This is a genomic window from Synechococcus sp. B60.1 (genome assembly GCF_047462555.1).
Taxonomy (GTDB): Bacteria; Cyanobacteriota; Cyanobacteriia; order Thermostichales; family Thermostichaceae; genus Thermostichus.
Window position 1 is genome coordinate 3,902 of the sequence record NZ_JANSJN010000101.1, and the last position, 6,190, is coordinate 10,091.

Genomic DNA, 6,190 nt, shown 5'->3' on the forward strand with positions numbered 1-6,190 from the left:
TGGCTACCCACCTGGGCTATGGCCATGTTTATCTGGATCGCACCGCTCCCTGGCCTTTGGTGAAGTCAGCTTTGCTGAATCCCTTGGCTCGCTATGCCCCAGAAGGGATCCCCATCTACCAGCCCCTCACCCTCTGGCTGCTGATCCACGCTGACTGGGCCGCCAGCCATCTGCCAGCACTGGTCGAAGCTTTGCTCAGTCAGGGGGAGATCGACGTTCAGGCGGCCACCCCAATTCTAGAGCAATTTCCCCAGCTCCAGCCGCTGAGAGAAGGGTTTGACTCCACCCGGCGTCCCCATCTGCGCCTCCAACTAGTAGCGGATTTAACGGAGGCTATCGCCTGGATTAACAAAAACGGTTACCATCAGTCGGAAACCATCCTCACTGATAGCCAGGCGGCGGCCCAGCGCTTTCTCCAGGAGGTGGATGCGGCCCTTATCCACATCAACACCACGCCCCTCTCAGCAGGCCGCGGAAGCGGGATCCCTACCTTGGGGGCGATTCGCGACCCGTCCCTGGGCATTTCTACCCAGCGGCTGCATGTGCGCGGGCCCATCGACCTGGAAGCCCTGACAACTGTAAAGGTGGTGGCCCAGGGCGGCCTGTAGCCGTGGGAGGGTGGGATCCCGCTGGCCCCCTTCTCCAAAGCTGGCCAGATCAGGCGAGACTGAAGATAGGGATCCACTCCCAGCTTGTCATCCCACAAAGCCCAGGCGACTAGGGGAGAACTCCTTTGGGGATTGACCTACGCAGCTACGTGTTTTTGGATCGGCTCCAGCCCCAATACGCCGCCTATCTGGGCACGGTGGCCCAGGGCTTTTTGCCCCTGCCGGGGGACACTTCCCTCTGGGTCGAGATTTCCCCCGGCATTGAGATCAACCGCGTCATGGACATCGCCCTCAAAGCCACCTCGGTAAGGCCAGGGTTGCAGGTAGTAGAGCGCCTCTACGGTCTTTTGGAGGTTCACTCCAGCAACCAGGGGGATACCCGCACTGCCGGGCGGGCCATCCTGGCGGCTTTGGGGGTGAGTGAAAGGGAGCGCCTAAGGCCGCGCATCATCTCTAGCCAGATCATCCGCAACATCGATCCCCACCAAACCCAGTTGATCAACCGTTTCCGCCGCGGCCAGATGCTTCTTGCGGGCCAAACCCTTTACATCCTGGAGGTGCAGCCGGCAGGCTATGCCCCCCTGGCCGCCAATGAGGCAGAAAAATCGGCCCGGATCAACATCCTCGAGGTGATGCCTTTCGGTAGCTTTGGCCGCGTCTACTTGGGCGGGGAAGAGCAAGATATCCTAGCCGCCTGTCGGGCCGCCGAGGAAAGCTTGGCTGCGATTTCTGGGCGGGATCCCTTGCTGTTGCCTGAGGAGGTATAGCCAATGGCGGAATCGGATCCCAAGTCTTTGCCCAAAGCCAGCTTGCCCCAGGATCTGACGGCGGATCGGGTGAGGCTGCTCACGGAACTGGCTGCTCCTTACCGCAGTTTGCGGCGCTTCATCTACCTGGCGGTGGGGTTCTCGGCTACCGTTGGGGCATTTGTGTTTTTCTTTCGGGCCTTGGCAGGGCGGGATCTGGAGACTACCCTGCCCAGCTTGGCTTTACAGTTAGGGATCCTGGCCGGCGCCCTTGGCCTAAACAGGCTGGAAAACCGCTCCCAGCAAAAGCTAGTCAGACAGATGAGGCAGCGCCTTAGCAGCCCAAAAGAGTCGCCCCCTCCACCCAAGGGTGATCCCCTGTACCAGCGCAGGGACAGTTAGCCCGTCAATCGTCCCAGTCCTCTTGGCGGGGATCGGGGTCGTCCTCCGCCTCGGCGCTCGGCAGATAGTGGCGATCCCTGGCGGGGGCTGCCTGGGGCCATTTTTGAACCATTTGGATGGCGAGAAAGGCAGCCAAGGCAACCACAACTGCCCAGGTGAGAATTGGAATCGCTAGGATCACCACCGTACCCAACACGTAGATAGCCACCTTAGGCAAGGAGGGATCCACCCTCCAGCCGCGGCGGTACACCCAGTTGGTAAGCTGCCGATCCCAGCGGCGCAGGCGAGGGATGTTCTCCTCATAGATTTCCTGCAAAATGCCGGCCAAAACGGAGCCCAGGCGGCGCATCTGGCTTCGAGTTTGCCTTCTCCAATTCCGCACCGAGCGTCCCATTCGTAGGATCCTTGCCCTGCTCTTCCTCAAGCGATCCTAGCCCAACCGCGAGGGCGACCTTCCCGTCGGGGCGGCAAGGGATCCCTGGGGATGTAAATTTGTTTGAACATTTGGATCGGAGATTGGGGTGGCTGGGCAGGACTACAGTACACTGAGGGCACCTGTGCAGTGGTGTGGCTGCCACGCCAGAGGGGTAAACCTTTTTTAACCTTTCAAAGAGCTCGACTGGAGAACGCTAATGGCTCACACGGTCAAGATCTACGACACTTGCATCGGTTGTACTCAGTGTGTGCGGGCCTGCCCTACCGATGTGTTGGAAATGGTGCCCTGGAAGGGGAACAACAAGGCCGGCATGATTGCTGCAGCCCCCCGCACCGAAGACTGTGTTGGCTGCAAACGCTGTGAGACTGCTTGCCCCACTGATTTCCTGAGCATCCGCGTCTATCTTGGGCCCGAAACCACCCGCAGCATGGGCCTGGCTTACTAAGCTGCCGGCAGGTTGGGTTGCAATTTTTTGCGATTGCCCGCCCGCTCAAGGAAACAGCATCTTTAACTTCTTTAACTTCAATCTTCAGCTTCTCCTCCCTAAAAAAAAAGTTGGGCGGGCCGTTGCTGTAGCAAATGGGTTAATGGGTTGATTGAAGAGGGGGGAGCCCTCCTCTTTTTTCTTCAAGGGTCGAGATAGAGTCGGTGTTGGCGAATGTAGTGCTCCACAGCGGAGGGCACCAAGTAGCGGATGGATCCCCCTTTTTGGATTTGCTGACGCAGGTAGGTGGAAGAAAGCGTTAGGGTGGGGGCGTCCAAGATTGTCGCCCGGATGGGCAGCTTCTCAGCCACCGACTGCAGCACCTGGGCGGCATCACCGGCATCGAGGCGGGGGGCAACAATCCAGTGACAGAGGCGGGCCAATTCTTCCGCCTGGTACCACTGGGGCAGATCCCGCAGGGCATCCACCCCGATGATCCAGTACCACTGGGTGTTGGGTTGCTCTTGCATCAGGCAGCGCAGTGTCTCAATGGTGTAGGAGGGGCCAGGACGGCGGATCTCCAGCTCGGAGCAGGCGAAGCGCTCGTGGTCGGCAATGGCCAGCTTCACCATGGCCAGACGATCCGCTTTGCTGGCGCCGGCGGCCAAGGGCTTGTGGGGAGGATCCCCTGCCGGCATCCACAGCACCTGATCCAAGTTGAACTGCCAGAGGGCCTGCTCGGCCATGATCAGATGGCCGTGGTGGACGGGGTTAAAGGTGCCGCCGAGAATGCCAACGCGGCGCTGCTTGGGAGCTGAGCCACTCATGGCTGTTGGCTGAGGTAGGTGATGGCCTCGCGCAGCCAGTCTTCCGTCTGCCGGGGCTGAGGTGGAAGGGCTTGCAGGGCCGCTTGAATTTCCTGGAGGCTGTAGCCGAGGGCCAGCAGGGCCATTTCCACCTCCTCCCGGATAGAGGGGGGCGGCCCGCCAGCCAGAGGGCGATCTGCGTTCTCTAGGCCTTGTCGCCAGTGGGCCAATTTGCTTTTCAGCTCCAGCGCCAGCCGTTGGGCCGTTTTGTGGCCCACCCCTGGGGCTAGGGAGAGGAGGCGGACATTTTCGGTAACCACCGCCTGCACCAGCTCCGGCAAAGCGAAAGTGTTGAGCAGCGCCAGACCCAAAGCCGGACCCACCCCCGGGACTTTGATCAGTTCCACAAACAGATCCCGCTCCGCTGGCGAGCCAAACCCGTACAGCACCAGCTCGGTCTCCCGCACCAGCAGATGGGTGAACACCCGCACAGGCTCTCCTACAGGGGGCAGTTGCTTGAGAAAACGGGCCGGCGCCTGGATGCGATAGCCGATCCCCTGCACCTCCAGGGTGAGGCTGCTGCGCTCTCCCGGTTCCACAGCGACGAGGTGGCCTGTCAAAAACGCGATCATGTGCGTATCCAACCGGTGTTTAGGATACCTTGCCCGGGGGCGGCTTCGGAGCTGGCTAGGCAAAATCTAAATGAATCTAGAATGAGAAAAGCTCACGAGCAAACCTTATGGTATCAACGTCGGCACCGGCCACTCCCATCTCGGCACGCTGGATTTGGCGGGGGCAATCCGTTCATTATGTCAAACAGGGCGAGCAGGGGCAGCCTTTGCTTTTGGTGCACGGCTTTGGGGCCTCCACCGACCACTGGCGCAAGAATATCCCTGAGTTGGCCCAACACTACCAGGTCTATGCTATCGATTTGCTCGGCTTTGGCCGTTCGGCCAAGCCCAACTGGGACTACCGCGCCGAGATCTGGCGGGATCAACTGCGGGATTTCTGTCAACAGGTGATCCGGCGGCCTGTGGTGGCCATTGGCAACTCCCTGGGTGGCTATGTGGTGCTCAGCCTTGCGGCAGAGTGGCCGGAGTGGGTGCGGGGGGTGGTGTTGCTTAACGGAGCCGGTGGCTTTTCCACTGCTAAGGGATCCCCCTCTGGCTGGCGGCAATGGCTGCGTGGCCTGGTGGGCTGGGGCCTGCGCCAGCGCCTGGTGTCTTACCTATTGTTTCAGTACTTGCGGCAGCCGCGGGTGATTCGCTCCAAGCTGAAGCAGGTCTATTACGACCCGGCGGCAGTGACGGATCAACTGGTGGAAGACATTCATCGCCCCACACGGGATCCGGGGGCTGCCGATGTGTTCGTGGCCCTGATGCGGGGCGGGCAGAAGGGGCGCTATGTGGATGAGCTGCTGCGCAGCTTGGTGCGCCCCCTGTTGTTGATTTGGGGCGAACGGGATCCCTGGATGCGGGCCCGCGAGCGCTCCAAGCTGTACCGGGCTCACTACCCTCAGGCGGTGGAATACTTCCTGGAAGCCGGCCACTGCCCTCACGATGAGCGCCCCGAACAGGTCAATGCCCTGATCCACCAGTGGATCGAGACGGGGATCCCGGCCACCACCTCTCCTCCCCCTTTCAAAGCAGCGCCGGTTTCAGACCTGCATCCTTAGCCTTGAGAGCTAGCCGGGGTTGCCTGCCGGCTCTGGCGGCGAGTCTCCTTCCAGGCCAATGGCGTACTTCAGCCATTCCCGGTAGGATCCGCTGCTGACAGCTTTGGAGATTTCAAAGTAAAGGGTGCTGGGGGGGCGGCGGGGCTGGCGCAGCAGGGGCATGCCAGCCTCACGCGGAGTGCGATTCCCTTTTTTCACGTTGCAGCGCACACAGGCGCTGACCACATTTTCCCAGGTATCTCCGCCGCCGCGGGAGCGCGGGATCACGTGATCCAGGGTGAGGTCTTCGCCATAACAACCGCAGTACTGGCAGCGGTGCCCATCGCGATAGAGGACGTTGCGGCGTGTCAGGGGAATCTCTTTGTGGGGAACGTGAACGTAGTGGCGCAGGCGGATGACGGTGGGCAGAGGGATGTTGCCGTAGACTACTTTGCCGTTGTGCTCGATTTGCTCGGCTTTGCCCTTGAGCAAAAGGACGACAGCTCTGCGCCAACTGGTGACGTTGAGCGGCTCGTAGGAGGCATTTAAAACCAAAACCTTGCTCATAGTGCTACGCACCGGTAAACTACCCGGCTCCGGCCGCTAAGCAGTACGGAGCGGGCTTTAAGCGCTACGCGCCGCTGACGCGAACGGTAGCCCTGCAGTTGGCAAGCCAACCACGGGCCTCTAGGCCGGTTTACAGCGACCCCCAAAAGGGCAATCATGTTGGCACCGTTCAAATCTGCATCCCCTTCCCAGCCACAGGCCGGGTTCACACAACGAAAATGCTTCCCTTCCCGCTGCCCAAGCCACAAACACCGGTGGCAGGTCTGCGAGCTGTAGCCAGGCAGCACCACCACCACCTTCACCCCTGCTCTGGCGGCCTTGTACTCTAGAAACTGTCTCAACTGGGAGAACGCCCCTCGCGCTAGCGGGCCGTAGGCCTCACTGTTCGACCGCCGCTGCTCTCTCTTGCTGCGCGGCTGTTGGTTGGTACGCTCCCTAATCCCAATCAAGTCTTCCAAGGCAATAAAACGGTGGGTCGCCTGGGCCCTAGAAACAATCGCTAAGGACTCCGTCCCGCTGACGCGAGTGGCGATGCGGTGATTGACCC

The 6,190-nt window shown here is 60.8% G+C and carries 9 protein-coding genes and 1 pseudogene; 5 read left to right on the forward strand and 5 right to left on the reverse strand.

All coding sequences use genetic code 11. The annotated features are described in order from the left end of the window. The 3 genes and pseudogenes from NW863_RS10755 to NW863_RS10765 form a co-directional block, all read left to right on the forward strand. Positions 1-608 (forward strand): annotated as a pseudogene (locus NW863_RS10755) (gamma-glutamyl phosphate reductase); the annotation flags it as partial. Between the two features lie 125 nt (positions 609-733). Further along, positions 734-1,375, forward strand: a complete 642-nt coding sequence (locus NW863_RS10760; protein ID WP_414366285.1) for a hypothetical protein — start codon at positions 734-736, stop codon at positions 1,373-1,375. A 3-nt stretch (positions 1,376-1,378) separates the two neighbouring features. Further along, a complete protein-coding gene (locus tag NW863_RS10765) occupies positions 1,379-1,756 on the forward strand; it encodes a DUF3493 domain-containing protein (RefSeq protein WP_414366287.1) in 378 nt (125 codons plus the stop codon). A gap of 4 nt (positions 1,757-1,760) precedes the next feature. Here NW863_RS10765 and NW863_RS10770 read toward each other — a convergent pair whose 3' ends face one another. After that, a complete protein-coding gene (locus tag NW863_RS10770; RefSeq protein ID WP_414366289.1) occupies positions 1,761-2,105 on the reverse strand; it encodes a hypothetical protein in 345 nt (114 codons plus the stop codon). 283 nt (positions 2,106-2,388) lie between these two features. Between NW863_RS10770 and psaC the strand changes: the two genes are divergently transcribed. Continuing rightward, positions 2,389-2,637 (forward strand): photosystem I iron-sulfur center protein PsaC, encoded by a 249-nt coding sequence (gene psaC, locus NW863_RS10775; protein WP_011429399.1) that lies wholly within the window; start codon positions 2,389-2,391, stop codon positions 2,635-2,637. Between the two features lie 182 nt (positions 2,638-2,819). On the opposite strand, the gene nadD is transcribed toward psaC, so the two are convergent. Further along, positions 2,820-3,443 (reverse strand): nicotinate-nucleotide adenylyltransferase, encoded by a 624-nt coding sequence (gene nadD, locus NW863_RS10780; RefSeq protein ID WP_414366291.1) that lies wholly within the window; start codon positions 3,441-3,443, stop codon positions 2,820-2,822. Then, positions 3,440-4,054: a Holliday junction branch migration protein RuvA gene (gene ruvA, locus NW863_RS10785; RefSeq protein WP_414366292.1), complete on the reverse strand. Its 615-nt coding sequence runs from the start codon at positions 4,052-4,054 to the stop codon at positions 3,440-3,442. The genes nadD and ruvA overlap by 4 nt, the downstream gene beginning before the upstream one ends. Before the next feature lie 107 nt (positions 4,055-4,161). Here ruvA and NW863_RS10790 point away from each other — a divergent pair, with 107 nt between their 5' ends. Next, entirely contained in the window at positions 4,162-5,097 is a 936-nt protein-coding gene (locus NW863_RS10790; RefSeq protein ID WP_414366294.1) for an alpha/beta fold hydrolase, read from the forward strand. 9 nt (positions 5,098-5,106) lie between these two features. Here the strand turns inward: NW863_RS10790 and NW863_RS10795 are convergent, their stop codons facing one another. Both NW863_RS10795 and NW863_RS10800 read right to left on the reverse strand, forming a co-directional pair. Next, complete coding sequence (locus NW863_RS10795) at positions 5,107-5,643, reverse strand: HNH endonuclease (RefSeq protein WP_414366296.1); 537 nt, start codon at positions 5,641-5,643, stop codon at positions 5,107-5,109. Continuing rightward, positions 5,640-6,190: zinc ribbon domain-containing protein (locus NW863_RS10800; RefSeq protein ID WP_414366298.1), on the reverse strand; the 551-nt coding region annotated here is incomplete at its 5' end. The genes NW863_RS10800 and NW863_RS10795, both read right to left, overlap by 4 nt.

Coding starts and splice junctions, on each gene's coding strand:
- NW863_RS10765 (WP_414366287.1), top strand. CDS start 1,379: ATGGCGGAATCGGATCCCAAGTCTTTGCCCAAAGCCAGCTTGCCCCAG.
- NW863_RS10770 (WP_414366289.1), bottom strand. CDS start 2,105: ATGCGCCGCCTGGGCTCCGTTTTGGCCGGCATTTTGCAGGAAATCTAT.
- psaC (WP_011429399.1), top strand. CDS start 2,389: ATGGCTCACACGGTCAAGATCTACGACACTTGCATCGGTTGTACTCAG.
- nadD (WP_414366291.1), bottom strand. CDS start 3,443: ATGAGTGGCTCAGCTCCCAAGCAGCGCCGCGTTGGCATTCTCGGCGGC.
- ruvA (WP_414366292.1), bottom strand. CDS start 4,054: ATGATCGCGTTTTTGACAGGCCACCTCGTCGCTGTGGAACCGGGAGAG.
- NW863_RS10790 (WP_414366294.1), top strand. CDS start 4,162: ATGGTATCAACGTCGGCACCGGCCACTCCCATCTCGGCACGCTGGATT.
- NW863_RS10795 (WP_414366296.1), bottom strand. CDS start 5,643: ATGAGCAAGGTTTTGGTTTTAAATGCCTCCTACGAGCCGCTCAACGTC.